General features: G+C 48.2%; 18 protein-coding genes. 7 read left to right on the top strand and 11 right to left on the bottom strand.

What is annotated here, in order from left to right; genetic code table 11:
• Window positions 1-21: 21 nt before the first annotated feature.
• Genes hpaH through hpaE form a run of 5 tightly spaced genes read right to left on the bottom strand, consistent with a single transcriptional unit; the run spans window position 22 to window position 4,769 of the window.
• Window positions 22-822, bottom strand: coding sequence for a 2-oxo-hept-4-ene-1,7-dioate hydratase (gene hpaH / locus G8768_RS16545; RefSeq protein WP_208020247.1), 801 nt, complete (start codon window positions 820-822; stop codon window positions 22-24).
• A 33-nt stretch (window positions 823-855) separates the two neighbouring features.
• Window positions 856-1,251 carry a 5-carboxymethyl-2-hydroxymuconate Delta-isomerase gene (locus G8768_RS16540; RefSeq protein WP_166843922.1) on the bottom strand — a complete coding sequence of 132 codons (396 nt, stop codon included), beginning with the start codon at window positions 1,249-1,251 and terminating at the stop codon, window positions 856-858.
• 36 nt (window positions 1,252-1,287) lie between these two features.
• On the bottom strand, window positions 1,288-2,145 hold the full coding sequence (hpaD, locus tag G8768_RS16535) for a 3,4-dihydroxyphenylacetate 2,3-dioxygenase (protein WP_166843924.1): 858 nt from the start codon (window positions 2,143-2,145) through the stop codon (window positions 1,288-1,290).
• Between the two features lie 3 nt (window positions 2,146-2,148).
• On the bottom strand, window positions 2,149-3,207 hold the full coding sequence (locus G8768_RS16530) for a hypothetical protein (protein WP_166843926.1): 1,059 nt from the start codon (window positions 3,205-3,207) through the stop codon (window positions 2,149-2,151).
• Between the two features lie 44 nt (window positions 3,208-3,251).
• Window positions 3,252-4,769, bottom strand: coding sequence for a 5-carboxymethyl-2-hydroxymuconate semialdehyde dehydrogenase (hpaE, locus tag G8768_RS16525; protein WP_166843928.1), 1,518 nt, complete (start codon window positions 4,767-4,769; stop codon window positions 3,252-3,254).
• 178 nt (window positions 4,770-4,947) lie between these two features.
• On the opposite strand from hpaE, the gene G8768_RS16520 reads away from it, so the two are divergent.
• The 3 genes from G8768_RS16520 to G8768_RS16510 all read left to right on the top strand — a co-directional run bounded on the left by G8768_RS16520 (window position 4,948) and on the right by G8768_RS16510 (window position 7,476).
• Window positions 4,948-5,808 (top strand): fumarylacetoacetate hydrolase family protein, encoded by an 861-nt coding sequence (locus G8768_RS16520; RefSeq protein ID WP_166843930.1) that lies wholly within the window; start codon window positions 4,948-4,950, stop codon window positions 5,806-5,808.
• Window positions 5,809-5,847: 39 nt separating this feature from the next.
• A complete protein-coding gene (gene hpaR, locus G8768_RS16515) occupies window positions 5,848-6,297 on the top strand; it encodes a homoprotocatechuate degradation operon regulator HpaR (protein WP_166843932.1) in 450 nt (149 codons plus the stop codon).
• Window positions 6,298-6,921: 624 nt separating this feature from the next.
• The gene (locus tag G8768_RS16510) at window positions 6,922-7,476 is read left to right on the top strand and encodes a CBS domain-containing protein (protein ID WP_166843934.1); all 555 of its coding nucleotides are present in this window, start codon (window positions 6,922-6,924) and stop codon (window positions 7,474-7,476) included.
• Window positions 7,477-7,540: 64 nt separating this feature from the next.
• Here G8768_RS16510 and G8768_RS16505 read toward each other — a convergent pair whose 3' ends face one another.
• Window positions 7,541-8,176 carry a hypothetical protein gene (locus G8768_RS16505; RefSeq protein WP_167202794.1) on the bottom strand — a complete coding sequence of 212 codons (636 nt, stop codon included), beginning with the start codon at window positions 8,174-8,176 and terminating at the stop codon, window positions 7,541-7,543.
• Between the two features lie 189 nt (window positions 8,177-8,365).
• Window positions 8,366-8,791, bottom strand: a complete 426-nt coding sequence (locus G8768_RS16500) for a DoxX family protein (RefSeq protein WP_166843938.1) — start codon at window positions 8,789-8,791, stop codon at window positions 8,366-8,368.
• Window positions 8,792-9,117: 326 nt separating this feature from the next.
• Between G8768_RS16500 and G8768_RS16495 the strand changes: the two genes are divergently transcribed.
• Complete coding sequence (locus G8768_RS16495; protein WP_166843940.1) at window positions 9,118-9,897, top strand: CPBP family intramembrane glutamic endopeptidase; 780 nt, start codon at window positions 9,118-9,120, stop codon at window positions 9,895-9,897.
• 53 nt (window positions 9,898-9,950) lie between these two features.
• Here G8768_RS16495 and G8768_RS16490 read toward each other — a convergent pair whose 3' ends face one another.
• Window positions 9,951-10,787 (bottom strand): hypothetical protein, encoded by an 837-nt coding sequence (locus G8768_RS16490; RefSeq protein WP_166843942.1) that lies wholly within the window; start codon window positions 10,785-10,787, stop codon window positions 9,951-9,953.
• Between the two features lie 435 nt (window positions 10,788-11,222).
• Between G8768_RS16490 and G8768_RS16485 the strand changes: the two genes are divergently transcribed.
• The 3 genes from G8768_RS16485 to G8768_RS16475 all read left to right on the top strand — a co-directional run bounded on the left by G8768_RS16485 (window position 11,223) and on the right by G8768_RS16475 (window position 15,485).
• Window positions 11,223-12,068: a DUF5694 domain-containing protein gene (locus tag G8768_RS16485; RefSeq protein WP_166843944.1), complete on the top strand. Its 846-nt coding sequence runs from the start codon at window positions 11,223-11,225 to the stop codon at window positions 12,066-12,068.
• Between the two features lie 510 nt (window positions 12,069-12,578).
• Entirely contained in the window at window positions 12,579-13,616 is a 1,038-nt protein-coding gene (locus tag G8768_RS16480) for a GGDEF domain-containing protein (protein ID WP_166843947.1), read from the top strand.
• 141 nt (window positions 13,617-13,757) lie between these two features.
• On the top strand, window positions 13,758-15,485 hold the full coding sequence (locus G8768_RS16475; RefSeq protein ID WP_166843949.1) for a DUF4153 domain-containing protein: 1,728 nt from the start codon (window positions 13,758-13,760) through the stop codon (window positions 15,483-15,485).
• Between the two features lie 148 nt (window positions 15,486-15,633).
• Here G8768_RS16475 and G8768_RS16470 read toward each other — a convergent pair whose 3' ends face one another.
• From G8768_RS16470 to G8768_RS16460, 3 genes are all read right to left on the bottom strand, one after another.
• Entirely contained in the window at window positions 15,634-16,131 is a 498-nt protein-coding gene (locus G8768_RS16470) for an SRPBCC family protein (RefSeq protein WP_166843951.1), read from the bottom strand.
• A complete protein-coding gene (locus G8768_RS16465; protein ID WP_166843953.1) occupies window positions 16,128-16,469 on the bottom strand; it encodes an ArsR/SmtB family transcription factor in 342 nt (113 codons plus the stop codon). Before G8768_RS16465 ends, G8768_RS16470 begins: the two co-directional genes overlap by 4 nt.
• Window positions 16,470-16,653: 184 nt before the next feature.
• Complete coding sequence (locus G8768_RS16460) at window positions 16,654-18,837, bottom strand: flavin monoamine oxidase family protein (protein ID WP_166843955.1); 2,184 nt, start codon at window positions 18,835-18,837, stop codon at window positions 16,654-16,656.
• Between the last annotated feature and the right edge of the window lie 104 nt (window positions 18,838-18,941).

Genomic DNA, 18,941 nt, shown 5'->3' with positions numbered 1-18,941 from the left:
GTTGCCTCTTAAGTTCTTACGCTACACAAAATGGCAGGAAATACCGCCCAGTGGGCCGTAATCGGCGTGAATCGTATCACCGGCCTTCACCGGAATGGGGGCTGTGAATGAGCCCGATAGAATAATTTGCCCGGGCTTTAAGGAAACACCATGGGGGGCAAATCGTTTGGCTACCCAACTTACACCGTTGGCGGGGTGGTTGAGTACGGCAGCCGCCAGGCCGGTTTCTTCCAGTAAACCATTCAGGTACAGCATGCCGCCACACCAGCGCAGGTCTCTGGCATCGGGTTTGATCGGGCAGCCGCCCATGATAATACCGGCATTCCCGGCATTATCAGCAATGGTATCGCGAACGGTGCGTTTGTATTGGCTCTCCGGATGCACCCGGTGGCTGCGGGCGGCGATAATTTCCAGTGCGGGAACCACGTAATCGGTTGCATTCAAAACATCAAATACAGAAACGTTTTCGCCAGACAGTTCTTCTTTCAAAATAAAGGCCAGCTCCATTTCCAGGCGAGGATCGCAAAACTGGCTGACCTCAATGTCGGAACCGTCGGCGAACACCATGTCGTCCAGTAAGACCCCATAATCTGGTTCATTAATATTCAGGGCCTTTTGCATGGCGCGCGATGTGTAACCAATTTTGTAGCCAACCACCTTGCGGCCATCGTCAATCTTTCGGTTCACCCATTGTTGTTGAATGGCGTAACTATCGGCGATTTCCATATCCGGAAATCGCAGGGTAACCGGGTCAACGGGCTGTCGATTGCGTTCCGCATGATAAAGCTCTTCGGCGGCTTGCTTGATATCTTCTGCTTGCATAATAGACTCGTTTTTGAAAATTGGATTCTGGTCTTAAGATTGTTTTTCTGCCAGATAGCCGCGCAAATTATTTTGGTTAAACTTCAGTGTTTCAGGTAGCTCATTCATCTCAAAGGAAATGGCCAGGCCGCGTTGCTGATAGGCTTCGTCCAAAGATTGGCTGAGTGCGTTAAAGATGGCATCAGCCGCGGTCTGTTTTTCCTCATCACTACGACCGCGTCCAAGACGAACTTCCAGATGCACAAAGGCAAAACCGGGGTCGCCATCGGCGACACGATAGTCATCACAGGCGTGGGCGCGGCTGCGTATGCCTGCAAGAGGAAAGAGCCCTGTACCGACAGCGGCGTCGTGCAGATTTTTTAACAACTCATCGAGCTTGATTTCATTGGCACTGAGATTTTTTGAATACTCTAGAATAAAGTGAGCCATGGTGAATTCCGGTTTATGTTAAGTCTGTGGTTTTACCTATAGCGCTTCGACAGGGAATACGGCATTCAATTGTCCGGTGCCCGAGCTGCCAAAATAGGGAGTCACGATTTCAGCTTTGCCTTGATATTTATCCCAGCCCAATACGCCCAGCAACATTGCGGTATCGTGCATAAACCCCTCACCATGACATTTCTCAGCGTACTCCGGGAGCATTTTGGTAAATTTGTCCCACTCGCCGTCTTCCCACATCTTGATCACTTCACGATCCGTGGTTTCAAGAAATTCCGACCAGACTTTAAAGAGATATTCTTCGGATACGCCGTTTTGTGCGAATCGATGGGACAGCGAACCCGAGGCCAGTACCGCAACTTTACCGTCATAACGTTGTTCGATGGCTTCCCGAAACGCCAGCCCTAAACGGCGACTGTCATCAAGATTATGTACCTGGCACATGGCGGAAACCGAAACCACTTTGAAATGATCGTCGTCATTCATATAGCGCATGGGAACCAAGGTGCCGTACTCCAGAGGTAAGCTGGTGTCGCTGTGCGCGCGGGTATGAATCCCTGCTTCTGTGGCGGCTTCAGCGAGCAAGTGACCCAGCTCCGGATTACCACGGTATTGGTAGGGCAGGTTTTTAATAAAATGTGGTAACTCGTTACTGGTATAAACACCCGAAAAATCGGCAGCACAGTTAATGTGATAGCCTGCATTCACCAACCAGTGCGTATCAAAAACCAGGATAGTATCGATACCCGCCTCGCGACAGCGCTTGGAGATTTCCTTGTGACCATTAATGGCCGCGTCTCGACACCCTTTGTTGGGGCCATCCATTTCCGACAGGTACATAGAAGGTACGTGTGTGATTTTAGCGGCTAAGGCGACTTGTCCCATGTTTTACTCCTGATGTGAATTCTGTGAATCAGCGTCGGATGCATTGGATTTAAGAGGCCACTGGCCGAAAAAATCCGTCATAACAACGATCAGCGGAAAAGTGATCGCCAGCATGGCATTCGCCAACCATAATTCCAATTGATATTCGGCTGGCCCGGCGGCGATTTCCGGGTTCAAGTGCTGTGCGAAGCACTGATAAATCACTTGCATCAATCCGGCCAGACCGGCAGCCAACAGACCCAGGCAAATTCCGCGAATGGGTTGGCGGGAACCGGAAAGCAAAGAGTTTTCCAGCAGGTTCAATAAAATAAATGCACCGAAAATAAAACTCACCGGGCCGCGTACCATATAAACCACAGGATCGATCTTTACGATATACACACCCAGATAGAATACAATGCCTGCCAGTAAAAGTATCCAGGCGCTGTTCGCGAGCGCTGCTTTCGCTCCGCTGAGTTGTCGTTGAGACAATGGATAAAAGTCCAGCAACAGACACAACATAATCACGGCTACTGTTGTGACCAGAAAGGCCAAGGCGGGCCAGGCGGAAAATAGCCCTTTAGGATCGAGACTTTCAATATATATCGGCGCTAATGCCAAAAACTCATAATTAAACGCCAGACTAAATACCAAATACGCTAACAGATAGGCGCCGAGTAATATGGCAATGCCCAGCGGGATTGGTGATTGAATGACAGCAGCAAACGGCCAGGCATTCCAGGCCACCATCAACCAGAATGTGGCAATGACGGTTACGATGGTTAACATCATTAACTGTGGCGTAGGGCCAAAGCCTTGTCCGGCCACAAAATGCAAGAGAGCCCCAAAAATCATGCCGCCGAGTAAACTGATGGCGGTTTGACTCAGGCCTTTTTTCAGGGGCGACATGTGTTCAAACAGTGGCCCCCAGACAAACGCTGAAATAATTTGAGTGGGAATGCAGGCCATCACTGCAAATGACAGCCAGCCCATAAAGAATGAATGCTCGCTCAATGCAATAATGGCAAACGCCAATGCCATAACCGTGAGGGTGCTGATTAAGCCGAGTAGGGGTTGCTTCATTGGAATACCTTTCTTATTTCTTTAGTCAGTAGCCTTCTGCTGAACTAAGCACCCAGTACCGGTACTTTATGGGTGCCGTGGGCAATACAAACGTTTTTGGTTTCCATGTAGAAGTCGAAACTGTAATCACCACCGTCGCGACCAATGCCTGACATTTTGATGCCGCCGAACGGCGAGGGCAGATTGCGATTATTTTCAGAATTAACCCACAGCATGCCAGCTTCCACCGCGCGAGCCATGCGCATGGCGCGGCCGCTGTTATTGGTCCAGATATAACCGGATAATCCATAATCGGTGTCATTAGCCAGGGCAATTGCTTCTTCTTCAGTATCAAAACCGATGCTGGTTAATACCGGGCCAAAGATTTCTTCCCGGGCGATACGCATGCTGTTGTCTGCCTCGGTGAACAACGTGGGACTGACATAGTTGCCCGCTCCCAGGTCCTTGCGGGCAACACCGCCGACGCGCACGGTTGCCCCGTCTTGTTTGGCGATATCCATATACGACATGACTTTCTCGTAATGCCCCTTGTGCACCAATGGGCCGACCTCTGTATTCGGGTCCAATGGGTGGCCAACGGTAAGGTTTTTAACACGCTCTTCCAGCGCAGCCAGAAACTTGTCCTTAATGCTGTTTTGGATCAGCAAGCGGCTTGAAGACGTACAGCGTTGTCCGTTCAAGCTGTAAATCATGAACACCACTGCATCCAGCGCGCGCTCGAAGTCTGCATCGTCAAAGACAATCACCGGATTTTTCCCGCCCAACTCGAAGTGCACGCGCTTAAGGGTATCTGCACCCTGGCGCATAATGTGGCTGCCCGTTGCACTTTCTCCCACCAGGGCAACAGCACGAATGGCTGGGTGTTCACTCAGGCGTTTGCCAACGGTTTCGCCGAAACCATTCACGGTATTCCAAACTCCAGCGGGAAGGCCAGCTTCATGGGCGATTTCCGCAAGTAGCATGGCGCTTAGCGGGGTCAATTCCGCGGGCTTGTGAACTATGGTGCAGCCTGCGGCCAGAGCCGGAGCAATTTTCCAGGTCGCCAGCATAAAGGGCGTATTCCAGGGCGTGATGATGCCGACTGGGCCAATGGGGCTGCGCAGGGTGTAGTTGGTGTGCTCGGCTTGATGCAAGGCCAGGCCGTTTTGGGCCTCAGGTGCTTTATCAGCAAAGAATCGGAAATTGGCGGCACCGCGAATGGCGGCTTGTTTCATAAAGCGAATGGCCTGGCCACAATCAGAGGATTCGACCAGAGCAATTTCCTCTGCACGGGCTTCGATCAGATCGGCAAAGTGGTTCAGCAGTTTTTTACGTTCCTGGCCAGGCATGTCTCGCCATTCCGGAAAGGCATTCTCCGCAGCAACACAGGCGGCATCCATATCTTCTGCGCTCCCGGCGAGTACTTTACCCAGGCTTTCATTGTCGATAGGGCTGAGGTTCTCGTAACTTTCAGCGCCTGCACTACTGACCATCTGGCCATTGATAAAGTGGCCGGTTGTGTTCTGTTGGAATCGTTGAAGGTAACGTTCGGCGGTTTCTTGGTTGTGAGAGAAGCTGGACATATGGCCTCCGAAAAGCATCTGAATAGTTGATGCTTTTTAAGTTAACATGTTAATCATTAAGAATGCAATGCTTAATTTTTAAGCGATATAATGGCAATTTATTGGGGTTCTGCTTGTTTTTAATGTGCAAATAGACTTAACATGTTAATTATATTGAGTGTTCAGTGTTGGAGGCATTATGCGATTTATCAGTTTCAAAAGCGGTGACAAGGTATCCTGGGGTGTCCTGCAGGATGACGGCATTATTGATTTGGGGGCAAAGCTGCAAGGCTCTCTATTCAGTATTCTGAGAGAAGGGCGTCTGGACGAAGCCAGAGAGCTGGCGGCCAGAAGCGATGTTGACCTTAAGGAAGCCGATATCGAGCTGCTTCAGCCGGTTCTGACCCCTGAAAAGATCGCCTGTATCGGAGTGAACTACGCTAATCGTAATGCCGAATACAAAGATGGCTCTGAACAACCCAAGTTCCCAAGTCTGTTTATGCGCACCAGCGATTCCTTTACCGCACATCGCCAACCATTGTGGCGCCCACCTGAATCCGATCAGCTCGATTACGAAGGTGAAATCGTCATTGTGATTGGCAAAGAGGGGCGCCGCATCGCGGAGGAAGATGCCTACGACCATATTGCAGGCTTGAGTATCATGAACGAAGGCACCCTGCGGGATTGGGTTCGCCATGCCAAATTCAATGTGACCCAGGGGAAAAACTTTATCAATTCAGGCAGTATTGGCCCCTGGATGGTCAGCGCGGATGAATTCAGCGCAGAAGACTATGAAAACATGCGGGTGCGCACCTGGGTAAACGGCGAGCTGCGCCAGGACGATACCACCGCTAGTATGATGTTCCCGTTTAAATATATCATTAGCTATCTGTCCAAGTTCTACCACCTGAAACCCGGGGACGTGATTGCTACCGGTACGCCAAATGGCGCGGGTGCACGCTTTGATCCGCCGAAATATTTACAGCCCGGGGACGAGATCAAAGTAGAAGTAGAAGGGGTGGGTACCTTGATCAATGGGGTGATCGACGAGCCCCTGTAATACACCAGTCCCGTCGCTGGTGAGAGTAACAGAGGTTTTATGTCCGAACGTTTACGCAGTTTCGACCGCTCCCTGCCCATGTCCCTGTTAAGGGCAAGGGAGGCGGTTATGAAGAAATTTATGCCAGCTTTAAAGGCCCATAATCTCTCGGCACAGCAGTGGCGAGTGATTCGTGCGCTGGAGGCCGCCGGAGATTTGGATATCTCGGAGTTATCCGAAGCCTGCTATCTTCTGATGCCCAGCCTGTCTCGTATTATCCAGAACCTGGAATCCCGGGGTATTGTCCTGCGAAAAAGCTCCAGCAGCGACCAGCGTCGCTCACTGATTTCCCTGACCGAAGCGGGACGAGATATTTTTATTGAGATTGCTCCCAAGTCCAGCGAGCGCTATGAATTTATCAGCGAACGCTTCGGGCCAGGGAAGCTTGAATTATTGTACGAACTGTTGGAAGAGTTGGTCGAAAAAATTGAGGAAGGTGAGGCAAGCTAGCCAACTTTAGCTTCTTTACCTTACTTTATCGTGCTTTCTCGAACCAAGCGATATAATCTGTGTCAGAATATCAACAGTGCTTTAATAAGATTGGCTTGTTTGTCATTGAATTTGTGGATGACAATAAGCGCTGTAAAGAATGCATATGACTGAGTAGCGAGTATGTCGTGAATATGTACCGGGTTCTTCTGTATATCTGTTTGCTGTTGGCAATCAGCTCTGTATCTCTCGCAGAGCCGATAAAGCCAGCTCATGCAGCGGAGATCAGTGTAGAAGAATTGCTGGAGAGCGTTGAAAGCCTCGATACCAACGAACTCGATGACGCCCCACTTTGGAACTCGCTTACCCCCATTAAACAAGCCACTGGCTTGTTAAGCCCGAATTTACACTTACCATCATCTCCTGTTTCTGCACATTCCCACGCAATCCGGGCTCCGCCCTCGCGACGGTAAACCCTAACCGTTTAAACGAAATACAAGTCACCGAGCTTGTTGAGTTTTTCCAGCAAAACACGCAAACCGTATTCCCGCCACAAAAGGCGGTCTTTATGTATGCCCACAGAGTTGTATCAGGATGATGACTCATTGACCGATAGCCTCTTGGGCAGAGATGACGAGGTAAACCATGAAAAAATTAGCACTTAACCCAACGGACAGAAATCTGGGATTGGCTGAGCCAGAACGTCTTACCGGCCTGAGCCGTCAATCTCCGGCGCTTGAGTTTTTTACCGACTTTACTCAGGTCCAACCATTAGTGATTGAGTCGTCTGCTTCGGCAGTGGAAGCGCAGCGTTTAATGCAGCAAGCCCACGTGCGTTTGAAATTTGTGATTGATCACGATGGCGCATTTTTGGGCATTATCAGCCTGGATGACCTTAAAGATCGAAAAATCGTGCAGAAGGTTTCAGAGGGTATCGGGCGCAACGATATCTCGGTTCGAGACCTGATGACACCCGTAAAAGATCTCTTCACTCTGGATTTCGGAGAAGTTGCGGATTCCAGCATTTCGGACGTTATCGAGTTGCTGAAGGACTACGGTCAGCAACATATTTTGGTTGTCGATCAGCATATCAATCAGGTACGTGGCATTTTCTCTGCGAGCGACATCTCAAGAAAACTTCATCTGCCGATTGATATTCAATCGACCTCGAACTTTTTTAAAGTCTTTGCGCATATGTAGATTGCGCAAAGACAATTAGGTGACGAAAAATGAGTGAGCACAGTCAGGTGCCAGGGTTGTGCTTTCATTGGATGTCAGTCGTGCTTTCAATGGAAGGCTTGAACCAATTCGGGGTTTTTATACGAGCTTCTTGATTAACCTCGACCTCTGAAAAATGGCCTTCAAGTTTCAGGTGTTTTCCATCATACAGCTGGAACTTTGCGGGCCACCAGATGCCGGTGTTGAGTGCTTGATAATCCATTTCCACAATGAACTTACGGTCAGAAAATAAGACCTTTGTAATCCGCCCGGTTTCGGGATTGAGTCCCAAGGGCGGTGAAACATCATCACCCGTGCGAAATAGCCACCAGCTTTCTGATGTGTGACTCGGGATGTCGAGAGGCCCAAGCAACTCCAAAGCTTGATGCCGTACAAGATAAAGGAAGTTCACTTTCATATTCGCCAGCAATCGGGCTTTTTGTGCTTCGGGAAGGGCTGCGGAAACCCCGTTTGTGATCAGAGCAGAACGGTGATTGGTGATCAGGCTGAGTTCGCCCTGATTTAAATCGAAAGAAGCAAGTCGCTGATTGTCGAAATCATAGTAGCTAAGGGAGTGTTCTTCGGGCTTCCCAGGTCTGGAAACCCGCAATCTGGCGCCGAAGCTACTAAGCTTCCGAATGGCTTGCTCCCCACCAAAGCCCCTAATTAACCGTTGCTTCATTTGCTCCCCAGTAGGACCGCCACTGAGTCGTGTGTATCCATGTAGCTCGGAATCAGCAATTGTTGGGGCTTGTGAGCTTGTCGCACTCTTTGCTTGTACAAATACCGAGCAGGCTGTGCTCAGTATGGTTGCTACAAGCTGGCGTTTAGTGGGCATCTCAATGGGCATGGTCATTCTGTTGAACCAGCGTTAAACCGACGCATCAGATTTATGAATATCTGAAAGCCTAAGGGTGCGTTTGGCGCTGGCCCCGGCAAGAGCCAGCAAGCCCGCAAGAATGCCCAGGTTCTTAATAAAGTTCTGGAGCTCATGCCGAGCCTCAATGCCTTCGAAATTCCAGAAGTCGTGAAGCATCAGATTAACCAGAATAATATACGCCACAAACCCCAATGCAACGAGGCGAACATGGCGGTTGAAGATCAGCAGCAGGGCGCCAAGCACATTGGCCAGGCCTGCTATGACCAGCATCAGCTCTGGTGCGGCTACTCCGTGACGATTCATCAGTCCGAGGTGCATCTCAAACTGCGCAAATTTCATCAGTCCAGGTAGCAGAAAATAAAGCGCCAGCAGTAGGCGCCCTGATGTGAGAAGGGCATTGGGGTTTTGGGGAATCATAGCTTTTCTTCTTTATGCTTATTTTAGGGCTAATCCGAAAACAATACAGATCTCGCGTGGGGCTTTCAATACAGTTTTTGAAGGGTAATGAGGTTTCTGAGTTTTCTGAGTTAATTGTGACAGTTTCATGTCGTAAATTACGTTTGGGGGTCTTCGATGGAATAAACATCCGGGGAGTCACCGGCAAATTGTCCTGGCCCCATGACTCCCATTGTCGAATACCCTCGTCTAAATGGGTGAGTTCAAAGAGAGCTTACTTTGCCCTGGAAGGGGTGGTGCTTTTGAGCACAATTCGGGAATGAAAGAGACAATATTGGGGAGAAATTATGCAGTCGAAGTTTTGGAGTTCAATCGCGGTATTTGCAGTAACGTTTATTTCGGTATTATTACTGAGGGAATACACTTACCACCAGCTTTGGGTACAGGGAATTACGGATTATCAAATCCATACTGCCGTGGGCATTTTTGCAAATGTTTTAATTGTTGTGATTTCTTATCTGCTTATTAAAAACAATGAGCTCTTTACTATTTCCGGTCTCAAGAATACCAAAACAGAGAAATGGTACTTACTTTTATTTCCCTTGATTTATTTGGTGTCATTGAACCTGCTGATTGCGGATGACCCCAGTACAGATATGTTGTTCGTGAATATCACTCTATTTGTGGTCTATTGCCTGTCAATCGGCTTTGCTGAAGAGTTGAGCATTCGCGGGTTTTTGCAGTCTCATTTTATTAAACACTTTGGCAAGAGTAAAAAAGGCATTCTTTTATCAGTGCTCGCGGCTTCCCTTTTCTTTGGTGTTATTCACTTGATCAAGTTTGATAGCGGTTTGTACGGTGAATTTGCGCAGCTATTCTATGCGACCTTTATTGGGTTGATGTTTGGTATTCTGCTGGTAGTGACTAAGCGAATTTACCCGCTAATTATTGTGCATGCTCTGATTGATTTCTTTGCGGATTTTGGGGAGGTGGGGTTGCCGGTTCTCCAGAAAGCGGCAGATCCAAGCTCATTAGAGAATGCGATTTTGATTGTGTTGCTGACCTCACCATGCCTGATCTATGCTCTGGTGCTGATGGCACGGTATAAATACGTCGAAGTTAAATGAGGCAGAATAAATAAAAAGAGGCCTGTATGGCCTCTTTTGCGTAAATCCTCGATCTACTCAGACAAACCACTCAATATGATCGTTCTGTCATCTACCGAGTTCGTTGAATCATCGAGCCCCAGGTTTCCATACAACTGAACAATTCCCTGCAAGTGTTGGTGAAGCGCCGAGCGTATGTCCAGGGAAAGACTGTAGGTACCTTCACGTTGCCCATCATTGCAAATATAGTCGCCCACACTCTTCATTTTACGATGCCCGCTAACCTGGATGTCGCCGGTAAAGGTGCAATGACCAAATTCAGGAACAGGGCTTCGGAGAACGAAGTCAGGGTTTGAGGTGTCGAATTCAAACTCAACATTTGTGATTGTTTCTTCCGGGTGATAATTGGGGTCATTGTCGTAAACGCGCTGGCTTCCAATGTATTCCCGATTGAGGAAGAACTCGAGAGTCTTAATTTCAGCCTCTATGTCAGACTTATCAATGCGATAGGCTGCAAACCCTTGTTGTTCTTCAACCCAGGAGAGATAAACCCGATCACCTGGAGCTGGAAAATCATCTACGACAGTGGTGCCCATCAATCCCCGGGCGTAATCGGTTTCATCGCCGGCTATTCTCGCTGTTGCAAACTCGCGTTCATCCGATATCTCTCCGTCAACAACAAGGGTGAGTTTGTGTAGACCTGGCTCATAGGATCCATAGTTTACCAGTAGTGAGAAACCGGTATCTGCATGCCCGCATACACCAACAGTATCTTCTCGCATCGTACCGGTACCGGCTTTTCCGATAGATTTGCCATCGATAAGCACTTCGATATCAGTTGATGTACAGTGCCACCCGCTAATCGCTGAAATTCCCGAATGAACCTTGAGTTCGGCCGGTGTTTCCAACACTCCTCGAGCCAAGCTCGCGCCAGGAAGTAGCAGCCCGCTAAGGGCGGTGACAGCTATAGGCCTCAATAGCCTTTTCGTGAGTCCCTGCAATTCTGAAATCATGCTTCAGTTCCTTGTTAATGTGTACGTAAATTCAGTGAATACATCATGGATGAATTGGGTAGCAGTGCAACCGCATCGGTCGCTATTTTTAACCGGTCATCAATGACAGTGTTATGAATGTCGGCTTATGCTGCTTTAGGTACCAGGCTGTTTGTTGGTGAAGAATGCAAAATGAAATAGTACAAAGAGAGCGTTAAAAGGAACAATACGAAACGCACGCTTTAGGCCGTGGATCTTACGCTATCTTTCGCTGTGCTTGTTGCTCGCTGGGAAAGGGGACTTATAAAAACCTGCATCCTTAACTCAATTGTCCCCGTCTAAGCTCATGCGCACATGAAGTTTGGCCGGAAATACCAGAGAAAAATAAATTTAGGAGTTATAAAAACTGTGAAGCCGTTAATAGTTGCAGCATTGATCATTTTGGGCAGTCATTATTCAGTGGCTGAGGATAAAGTAGAAATTCTACCGTTTGGAGTCTTTCACTTTGAAAACCCGGGCTTGGATAAAGTGAAAACGGATGTGATTAATGTAATGACGCCCGACAATCAGGCTTATCTGGACGGGCTGTCGTCGAGGATAGCGGATAATTTTAAGCCCACTCAGGTATTGATAGAGTGCAGAAAAAGTCAAAATGAGAAAATCAATAAAGACTACCAAGGCTATTTAAAAGGCCAGCATCAGCTGAGCGTTAATGAAAACGAACAGTTGGGATTCAGGGTGGCCAAGAAGGCCGCTTTGGCTGAGGTTATTTGTTATGACGAGCAGGATGTTGGCTGGCAGTCAAAGGCGGTTTTTGAAGAGATGTCGAAGAGTACCCCTGAGATTGGTGCTCAGGTAAGTGAAACAATTAAAAGCCTGACTGACAAAGTGAATGAACTTCATAAGACCGAAACCCTCAAGGGAATTCTTGATTTTAACAATGATCCTGCGATGGAAGAAAACAATAAATCTTTGTATCTGTTACTGAATGAAGTCGGTGCCTGGAATAGCTATTCGGGGGCAGACTCAACGGCCAGTTGGTGGCATAGAAACTTTAGAATGTACGCAAATGTTCAGAAATATGCCCAGAAGGGCAGTCGGGTTTTCGTCGTTGGTGGAGTTGGTCACACATCTATCCTTAAAGATCTGATTCACATTGATCGCAAAAGAAAGGCAGTAGACGCTCGACGCTTTTTATAAGTGCTGTTTAATCCACGCTGATTAACACTATAGCGGTGCCCCTGGGCCCCCAATTTTCTATAGGTGGAATTTGGGGGCTATTTGTTTGTAAGTTTTATTCAGCTGATGTTCAGCTTGGCTGTCGGCTGAAATAAAAGAGGATTATTTTTTATCGCGCCCTCATCACACACAGTCATACTGATGCCTAAAATGGTATTACGCGGCCTTACAGTGACGACTCTTTCATTCTAAAATTTTCTGGAAAACAATGTTTAATGTTGTGCTTGTTGTTTCAGGGCTCCAACTGTCGGTTGCAGCCCATCTGGCGGTTGATTGTCGGTTTGGCGTATGAAATGATCTATACTTGAGTTATGTGTAGAGCTGGTGCGGGCTGCAATACTGGCTTGGAGAGGTAAAGTAATTTATGACGTAGCGGGCTTGGAATGGCCTTCGACTCATTTTCTTAATGGCTGTCCATTCGTTTGGAACGATGGCTTGGCTGAGCGGTGATTGTGCGAAGTAATTTCCTCTATGTATCAGTTTGAATTGTCAAAATGGAATTCTGCCAAGCAGTATCAGCGAGAAAATCGCTTCAAGGTTCGGGTTTGGTTGTTTGTTATCTTCATTTGTTGCTGTATTTACACTCCGCTGACCATTGTTAATTATTATTCCGGTCTCTACACCGTTTGCGCATTTAATATTGCTTTTATCTTCAGTTTAATCACCGCGGGTGGATTGGTTTACTTCACTCAAAAGCCTCCACCTTTTTATATTACGTTCATTAATCTGTTTGCATTGGTTGGTTCTGCGACAGTGCCAATCTACTACATGGGTATCACAGGTGCCTTGTGGTGCCATCCGATTATGGCCGCAGTGTTCTTTGTTTTACCTTGGCGCATTGCCGCGTACACAAATAGCGCCATTTTTATATGCGCCTGTGTATTTTGCATGATTTCTCTGGAACCCAAGCTGTATATACGAATGATTACCTCGCTGATGGCGAGCTATTTAGTCGTGGGCTTTTTTTCAGCGCGTATTCGCCGAATCCAGGCGCAACTCAGAGAGGCATCAAATGTTGATCCCATGACGGGGGCATTCAATCGTCGAATGCTTCCGGATATGCTTCAGGAAAGCTTTGCTAAACTCCGACGACATCAGGAAAGCTCGGTCATTGCCGTCTTCGATCTGGATTATTTCAAAAGCATTAATGACAACAGGGGACATGCGGCAGGTGATCAGGCGATTATCGAAATGGTGGAGGAGATCAAATCCAACACCCGTAATGTCGACAATGTATATCGCCTGGGTGGCGATGAAATACTGCTTCATTTACGCGATATAGAAGAGGCAGAAGGCTATGTTCTGGTAAACAAGCTGGTTGCAATACTTGGAAGGAATGCTGTCATTGGTACGAGCAGCAGTGCAGGCCTGGCCAGCATTTCTTCGGATATTCGAGGCGTTGATGAGTGGCTGCACAGGGCCGATGTAGCACTTTACAAGGCCAAGGAGCTTGGTCGCAATCAGGTCGTCGCCTGGAAGCCCGAGCTTGAGTCTATGACTCTTCAGTGAATTACATGGTTGCAGAGCCGAAAATCTGGGGGCCAGTGAAGGATGAAGGGTGGCAAATGAATGAGAAGCATGCGAGCTTCATATTCTGATACTTAGGGGATAGAATCAGCACAACTATTCGCTAAGAGAGAACAATGCCCCATGAGCTCAACAGGGAACAGCTCGACCATTCCATCCAAAGCCCTTATATTAATTGCGCTGCTTCAGGGCTTGGCACTTTTCATTCTTCACCAATCCATCGAGTTCAAGTTCTGGCCGAACAATGAGCCTCAATGGCTTTTTGCCTTTTATGCGCTCGCTGTTGCAGCGCCGATTATGTTGCTGCTCGGCCTCGGGGATAAGCCGGGAAAAATAATTCAATGGACGGCAATTTATTCTGCGATTCTCTTTGGTTTAGGGTTTTATATCGGTCATCAGGCCATTCCCTTGGAGCATATACGATACGGTGGATTGCTTGCGGGCTTTGTTACGACCCTATGCGTAGCGACCTTTAAAGCCTTAATGTACACACAGCATTTCGCAACAGGAGACGTCTTAAGTTATAGCCGTCTGTTTCGACTCTCCTGGCGTAACTTTCTAACCTTAGGGCTGGCTTTGCTTTTTACGCTTTGCACCTGGGGGGTATTGATGCTGTGGGCCGGTCTTTTCAAGGCGATCAAGGTCGACTTCTTTTATGATTTGTTTAATGAGCGCTGGTTTTACTATCCGGCATTGGCTTTAGCGAATGGTTTTGGGGTGCTGATTTTCCGAAGTCAGGCAGGTGTTATCGATACCATTACTCGAATCCAGCAAGCGCTTATGAAGTTTCTGCTTGTTATTCTTTCCTTGATTTCGGTGAGTTTTCTGTTGACCTTGCCTTTCACGGGGCTTGCGCCTTTATGGGAGACCGGAGGCAGCACTTTAATTCTCTGGATGCAGGCGTTGATGCTGTTTTTCATTAATGCGGTGTATCAAGATGACCCGGAATCCCAACCTTATCATCTGTGGCTGCATCGTCTGATTTACCTGGGTGTTGCTTTATTGCCAATCTACAGCGCAATCAGCTTTTACGGTTTATCGCTTCGTGTTGATCAGTATGGCTGGTCGTTGGCGCGTTGTTGGGCATTCCTTTTATGGGGCGTTTTTGCGGCATTCTCGTTTGGCTATCTATGGGGAATATTGCGCCTTAGAGATCGATGGTTGCATCAGTTGAGCTGGGTAAATGTGCGTATGGGGCTGCTGGTTTTAGGCTTAATGCTTTTAGTGAATTCCCCAATGCTCGATTTCCGAAAGATATCCGTGGCCAGTCAAATGGAGAGGTTGGAATCCGGAGAGGTTTCTCTTAGCGAGTTTGATTACCGCTACTTTCGCTATGATCTGGCGAGACCGGGCTACGACGCCTTGCAGGAATTAAAGCAGAGGGTTAAGAAAGAGCATCCGGAAATTCTGGTCAGAATCAACAGCTACTTTGATGACGATCGTCGGAATAAGCCGAGTTCTACTAAAGCGGAAGTTCTGGCGGCTATCGTGGGTATTGACGAGTCAACCCCTACCGAGCTACTGGACATCATCCACAATGGTATTACGAGCAGCCGATGGAAAATGCGCCGAAACCAGGGGTATCAATTGTTCACAGAGGATCTTAATGGTGACGGTGAGCCTGAATATATTCTCGCCGATATTCAGGAATACGGCGTGGATTTTACCATGTACAACCGGCTTGATGATCGTTGGGAAGTTAAGGAGTTACAGGCTGTGCAGGGCGGAGGCGGTCACTTCTCAGGGCAGAAAGATAAATTGCTGACGGCTCTCAAGAAAGGCGAGCATGGAACCGAAGATAAAGAATGGCGCGATCTTACCGTTGGGGGTTACCGCTTTCGTGTGCCTTGACGCGGGTTCAGGGTGCAAAGGTTGGTGATTGGATTCGCGGTGGGGGATTCAGAACGGAATCGATAGATCAGAGATGACTGATGACTAAAAACGCCCGTTGTACGGTTGTATAACGGGCGTATCAGAGTCCAGCGTCTACTGTGTCGGGTTATTGGGATAAATACGCCGCGAGCATTTCAAAGCTGCGCGCCCAACCTCCAGCACCTTGAGCGTGATGTGCAGTCCAGGCTTCAGCTTCTTCTTGTGTCGGATTTACTGGTTGCCAGATGAACTTCATGTGGGTTATGCCGTCGGTTTCGCTGAGCTGAATAATTGCTTCAATTTCCCTGGGCCAATTAGGCATCGGCGGAGCAAGAATTTCGCCTGCCTCATTCGAGCGATATTGCCTGAAGACGATGGTCGTGAATGGATCAAGTTCATGATATTTGGTCAGCAACCACATTTCATGGCCATTTGGCATGGTCATCTTGTGCAGTGATGAGCCTCCGCTTTTTATTTCGGCGGATTTGTATTCACAGACCACATCGGCATTTGGCGCTTGCCATTGGCACAAATGTTCCGCCTGGGTCCAGGCTTCATAGACCAATTGCATGGGCGCTTCAAAGTCGCGGGTCATGACGGCAGGTTCTACTGAGAAATCGCTCATTTATTATCTCCTTTATTTTGCAGCTGGTTTAAATAGGCATCGAGTTGATCAAACTGTTGATTCCAATGTTTTTCAAATTGCTTTATCCAGAGTTGAATAGGGCGTAATTCATTGACATTCACTCGGTAGATACGTTGCCGCCCCTGTTTGCGCTCGGATACCAGGCCGGCATCTCTCAGAACGCCCAAGTGCTTGGAAACCACGGGCTGGTTCCAGCGAGTGATTTCCACCAACTGGCCAACGCTCATTTCCTTTCCAATGAGCGTCTCAATCAGCTCTCGTCGCTTGGGTTCGGCAATGGCGGTGAAGGTGTCATAGGTATTGGCTGTTTTAGGCATGAACTTATTATATTCCTATATGGGAATATGTAAAGGACGGCTTGAATTTGATGGCTTTGATAATAAAAACAATAGCTTATGTGGTGAAGTTCGTGTTCTTTATGCTTGCGGAAAAACAAAAAATGCCGGCAGCAGGGGAAATCTGCTGCCGGCTCCTTAGAAAGCCAGGCCTTTAAGCGGTGGCTTATTGCTTTGGAAAGAGGCTTAAACCGGGCTTTGTCAGGCAATCTTCACCGTATTGTTGTTTGGCAAATCCAGCCACCGAATTAATGGCCGTCATGAAGGCACCTTCCAGCCAACCGCCGAGATGGCTGTAACTGCATCCGGCGAAGTAGACTTTGTAAGCAACGGTGCTGTCTTGCAGGCGGTAGTTGTCGTAGAGCAGAGAGACCAGATGGTGCTCTTTCGGGTAATCCAGTTTGAACCCTCCGCGCGCTTGATCCATCGACCAGTTGTATGCATAGCCGTTATTGCCATCCAGATTTTCATCAGCAATCAGTGAGGCAAACCACCATTGCTCATTGCTGTCGTCTACTCGATCAACCGATTTTCTCAAGCGGGCAATAATCTCTCCAGAGTCATCGCTCAAACCTGGTTGAGCCTGGCCTTCGGCCATAAAGTGATAACCGCCATTGCTGCCTTCGTCGCCCCAAACATAGGAGAGCAATACATTCTTGGAGTCCACGCCGTCCAGAATGTAGGTTGCGGCACAATCGCTATCATGCACAATCTGCTTGATTTGCTCACCATTGACGGTGGGGGCCAGGTCCTGCCAGGCTTTTTGAGAGATGCTGCTGAAGTACTTTCCACTGCGCATCATATGAACAGATTTCAACGCGTTGATGATGCTGTACTCGGGGTTTTTAAAGCCGGAAAAGGGCAGGTGAATATCGTCCGCAAGTTCAGCCCCGTCGAGTTTATTCAGCGTGGTTCCTTTGGGAATAACCGCGTTGGCAGAGAAAGGTTCAAACACCTCCTGAGCACTGTGGTGAGCGGTACAGATAAAGGCAGAGTCGACAATCTGATGCTCTATTCGCTTATCCGGGCTGGTGTGATCTTTATAGTAGAGTAAGTTACTCGATTCACCGTCTTCTAATGCGCCAAGCAACAACACTTCGCAACTGGGTTTAGGGATGTAGTTCAAGCGACTGCGGGTAATCAACGCCATCAATCGAATGCCCAAGTCGCAGTTACCGGTTGTGCTATCGCCCGTTGCGTTGGGGAGCAGATATTCGTCAGCATAGTTCCACACAAGAAGGCGAGCGATTTCCAGGAACGACACCGCGTTCAAAGGTCTGAAGCCTCCAGAGCCAAAACCGTAACGACCAAAAAGCTCAAGATAATAGGATATGCTTTGTGGGTAACGATCCTGATCCGCTTCAACAATCGTTCTGATGGTGCTTTCAATGAGCACATTCAGGGCAATGTCGTGGTCGCTGACGTACTTTTCCCAAGCTAGCTTTATGGATTGTGAAAACGCTTCTGGTTTCGAGATCTCTGGTGAGTTTGCGTAATTGATTTCTGCATACTCCAGAGCGGTGATGATGTTGCCCTCATGAAACAAAGCACCCTCGGGTAGTGCGCTATACGGGCCTCCGCCAGGAATCAGCAACTCCTGAAACAGTTGGGCATTCCATTGCCCCGGGTTAATACCCAGTCTTTCAACATCCACAAGGCTGTAGAGAAGTGGGGCGTTTCCCAAGCTGCTGCCAAAAGCACCCCAGTTATTGCCATCGTTCGACCTGACGTCTTCGGACAGGGACTGAATAACGTTTACCACGAATTCGTTTACCAGTGCGTAGTCGGGATTGGGGCTGCCGCTGTTGTCGTATTTGAAATCGATATCTCGCCAACAGAACTGACTGGCGACATCACCCGGGTTGGGGAATACCGACAGCGGTTGGTCGATATCCTCCGGAAAGGCTTTATTGGCCATATTCCATGTGCAGGTAGCAATGGAGGGGAATCTCATGCAGCCAATTTCCCGATAAATATTTTCTTCGTTTTTGCCTCGGCCATTGTGAGAATAAATCCGGCCAAACTTTTCATCGTAGCTTGCATCGCCTTTTTCTACCGTTGGATCGTAGTAGAAGTTGTATACGTTCAATGCGAGTTCAGGGTTTTTATCCGCCAGCTCAGCCAGAAACATCATTACGCCGAGCGCGCCAGCTCCCCGTCCAACAACCCCAATGTCGAGTTCACCTTTAATGGTATCCAATGTGTTGAAAAGACCGTGCTGAAATATGCCTGCATAATCCCCGAGGGGACTGTCGGGGTAGCGGGTCTTTTGAGTGGCGAACGATCGCGATGTCGCACTGAGTTGCTTTTCTGATTTGTTTCTTCCGAGTGTTCTAATGCCGTGTGTCATAAATTTTTACCGTCAATTTTGCTAATTCGTTAATTTGAAAAAGCAGTTGTCCGTTTACTGCGCGGCCACAGTACGAATGAGGAGGTGAGTGCTCAAGTTAAATA

This window comes from Pseudoteredinibacter isoporae (genome assembly GCF_011602085.1).
GTDB classification, from domain to species: Bacteria; Pseudomonadota; Gammaproteobacteria; order Pseudomonadales; family Cellvibrionaceae; genus Pseudoteredinibacter; species Pseudoteredinibacter isoporae.
This window is presented reverse-complemented; position numbering and strand designations above follow the sequence as displayed.

Bases quoted from the DNA above. Each gene is read 5' to 3' on its own strand.
- hpaR (WP_166843932.1), top strand. From the start codon at position 5,848: ATGTCCGAACGTTTACGCAGTTTCGACCGCTCCCTGCCCATGTCCCTG.
- G8768_RS16475 (WP_166843949.1), top strand. From the start codon at position 13,758: ATGAGCTCAACAGGGAACAGCTCGACCATTCCATCCAAAGCCCTTATA.
- G8768_RS16460 (WP_166843955.1), bottom strand. From the start codon at position 18,837: ATGACACACGGCATTAGAACACTCGGAAGAAACAAATCAGAAAAGCAA.
- G8768_RS16540 (WP_166843922.1), bottom strand. From the start codon at position 1,251: ATGGCTCACTTTATTCTAGAGTATTCAAAAAATCTCAGTGCCAATGAA.
- G8768_RS16510 (WP_166843934.1), top strand. From the start codon at position 6,922: ATGAAAAAATTAGCACTTAACCCAACGGACAGAAATCTGGGATTGGCT.
- hpaE (WP_166843928.1), bottom strand. From the start codon at position 4,769: ATGTCCAGCTTCTCTCACAACCAAGAAACCGCCGAACGTTACCTTCAA.
- G8768_RS16520 (WP_166843930.1), top strand. From the start codon at position 4,948: ATGCGATTTATCAGTTTCAAAAGCGGTGACAAGGTATCCTGGGGTGTC.
- G8768_RS16530 (WP_166843926.1), bottom strand. From the start codon at position 3,207: ATGAAGCAACCCCTACTCGGCTTAATCAGCACCCTCACGGTTATGGCA.
- G8768_RS16500 (WP_166843938.1), bottom strand. From the start codon at position 8,791: ATGATTCCCCAAAACCCCAATGCCCTTCTCACATCAGGGCGCCTACTG.
- hpaH (WP_208020247.1), bottom strand. From the start codon at position 822: ATGCAAGCAGAAGATATCAAGCAAGCCGCCGAAGAGCTTTATCATGCG.
- hpaD (WP_166843924.1), bottom strand. From the start codon at position 2,145: ATGGGACAAGTCGCCTTAGCCGCTAAAATCACACACGTACCTTCTATG.
- G8768_RS16465 (WP_166843953.1), bottom strand. From the start codon at position 16,469: ATGCCTAAAACAGCCAATACCTATGACACCTTCACCGCCATTGCCGAA.
- G8768_RS16485 (WP_166843944.1), top strand. From the start codon at position 11,223: ATGAAGTTTGGCCGGAAATACCAGAGAAAAATAAATTTAGGAGTTATA.
- G8768_RS16470 (WP_166843951.1), bottom strand. From the start codon at position 16,131: ATGAGCGATTTCTCAGTAGAACCTGCCGTCATGACCCGCGACTTTGAA.
- G8768_RS16495 (WP_166843940.1), top strand. From the start codon at position 9,118: ATGCAGTCGAAGTTTTGGAGTTCAATCGCGGTATTTGCAGTAACGTTT.
- G8768_RS16505 (WP_167202794.1), bottom strand. From the start codon at position 8,176: ATGAAGCAACGGTTAATTAGGGGCTTTGGTGGGGAGCAAGCCATTCGG.
- G8768_RS16480 (WP_166843947.1), top strand. From the start codon at position 12,579: ATGTATCAGTTTGAATTGTCAAAATGGAATTCTGCCAAGCAGTATCAG.